The following is a 2,407-nucleotide window of genomic DNA, read 5'->3' on the forward strand; positions in this document are numbered from 1 at the left end:
ATAATCGCCATTTATCGCCGCCGATTGATGCCGTCAAATAAATTATTATTCTGCCCTCCAGTCATCGTTATTTCGCTTTCTCACCCGCTCAGGCAAGGTATGTCCCCTATTCTCCTCAAAAATGGTTTTCGGCAGGGTAAATCCTCTCAGTTTCAGTAATACCAGCGGCCCTTTCCCGACTTCGGTACGTAATACCCAGGTCAGCGGCAACCCCTCCGGCGTGATCAATCTCAGCCGGTAACGGCTTTCATCCAGCATCTGTACTTTTGCCGCCTCCAGCCAGCGGATTAATCCCCACGCCCCCGGATACTCGCCATACAACCGCGCGCCGGTGTTCACACCGGTCCAGGTCAGCACCACCCCGGGATTATCCTCGTCTCCCGGCCAGCGTAAATGCTGCCAGCTCTCCATCTGGTTAAAGTAACGCAACCGTTGACCGTCTATCGTCAGGTCCGTTTCCGCCACATCCCGCACCGGTTTCGCCCGTAACTCAAATCGGATTCCCTCGCTGCCGCTGGCAAACAGCACATCCGCGACCTGACTCAGTTGATTTATCGCAGTCAAAAAGGCCGGGTTAACACGTAGTCCCTGACTGTTCACCTTATCCACCACCCAATACTTCCCTTCTTTATGCAGCACGCCGCCTAGCTGACTGTGCAGGAACTGCTCTATTCGACCGCTATCCGCCCGAATAAACTGCCCCAGCATCGGCAACGAGGCGTCATTCTGCCCCGCTACGAACGGGTAACGGCCGTCAAAGTCGGTTTGCCAGTCTGTCACTACCGCCGACTGCCACTGCGCATTCAGACTGGCCGCCGCCGGTTGTAATACCGTCTGCCATGCTTCGGTTAACGGTTGCACAAACACCGCCTGACCAAACCCGTTCCATTCCGCGCCCAGACTGGCCGCTATCAGGCTGCCGTAAGTCCGGGTGTCGGTCAGCTCCATGCTTTTCCCCTGAAACACACTCTGGGCCAGGGCTTCCATTACTGCCGGCGGGTCATCGGTATTCGCCAGTTGTTGCAGCGCCAGACGAACCCGCGTCACCCGGGTCAGGAAGGTTTGCAGACTCAGCGACCGGTCCGCAGTCATGCCGTTTTCCGTCGCGCTCTTGCCCATCAGCGCTAATAACGGACCGAATGTGTTAGCCAATGGCCCCTGTGGAATACGGGTCTGGTCAATCACCGAGGGTTTATTTTTCTGCAACAGGTTTTGTGCCGATTTCACCAGTGAGTCCGCCAACGCCGCCCCCTGTTGCCCGGTTTCTCCCTGATAAGCCAGCGTATCCACCAGCGCAATCAACGGCGACTGACGCACGTCCGCCATCAGGGTTAACTGGTCAATGGTGTCGGACAGGTTATGGGTTTTATGCCAGCGCAGGCTGTTGAGGAAGTTCAGCCACGCCCCGGCGAAGTCGGTAAAGTAACGCGCTGTCAGCCGGGCTTTCAGCTCCGCCGGGGACACCGCCTTCAATACAGGCTGACGGCCGTCACTGAGCACCCAGTCAATCGCTTCCTGCCGGGAGGCTGCCACCTGCGCTATCGCTTTTTGCACCTGTCCTTCCCACGCCTGACGGGTAAACATCCCCGGTACTACCTGACGGCTGCTAAACAGGCGACCGGCATCGGTGGCGCCGGTCATCTGCGCCAGAGTTAAATCCCCGTAGCTGTGAGCCACCTGTCGCAGCACTTTCTGGTACAGCATCGTTTCCGCATGACGCTGCCCTAACTGATTGAGCAATATCTGACGCACTTCACTGACCAGCCCGCTATCCACGCTGATTTTCCACTCCGGGTGGCGCGGTAAGTTCTGGGCATAAAATGTCAACAACGCCTCGCCGCTATGTTGCCACAGGCCATCCGTCACCCCGGCCCGATGCGGCCAGTCTGCCATCAGCACCCGGCTCATCAAATCCGCGTCCGCTTTCTCCGGCCGCGCCATCATCAGATACACTTTCAACTGGTTGTACGCCGAGGTGATACGCTGATGACGCTGTGCGCTGCCCGCCGGCAGATTCACCAGTTCAGTCAAACGCTGATGGAGCAACCGGGCAGCGGCATCACGTATCAGTTCGGCATTGTTGCGCTGATACACCGGCCACATCACTTTCAGCAGGGCATCATTCTGATTTAACCCAAAACGGCTGTACCAGGGCGCCCCGCGCTCTGACTGCGACTGCAACCGGTCAATTTCCCGTTGCAACCCATGCTGACTGAGCAAACGGGCCGATAACTCGCCCTGACGGTCACCGGCCTCGCTGATGCGTTCACGACTGACCGCTATCTGATGACGGTTAACCCAAAACGAGGTCACACTACCCACGCCCCAGAACGCCGCCAGCGCTATCACGCCCCACCGCGCGCTTTTCTCCCACGGAAAACCCACCGCTTTCCCCCGGCTATCGCGC

General features: G+C 58.0%; 1 protein-coding gene. It reads right to left on the minus strand.

Features of this window, described 5'->3' with window-relative positions:
• Window positions 1–45: 45 nt before the first annotated feature.
• On the minus strand, window positions 46–2,407 hold a 2,362-nt coding region (locus EAE92_RS23890), incomplete at its 5' end, for an ImcF-related family protein (RefSeq protein ID WP_214069837.1).

This window comes from Photorhabdus hainanensis, assembly GCF_018448965.1.
GTDB classification, from domain to species: Bacteria; Pseudomonadota; Gammaproteobacteria; order Enterobacterales; family Enterobacteriaceae; genus Photorhabdus; species Photorhabdus akhurstii.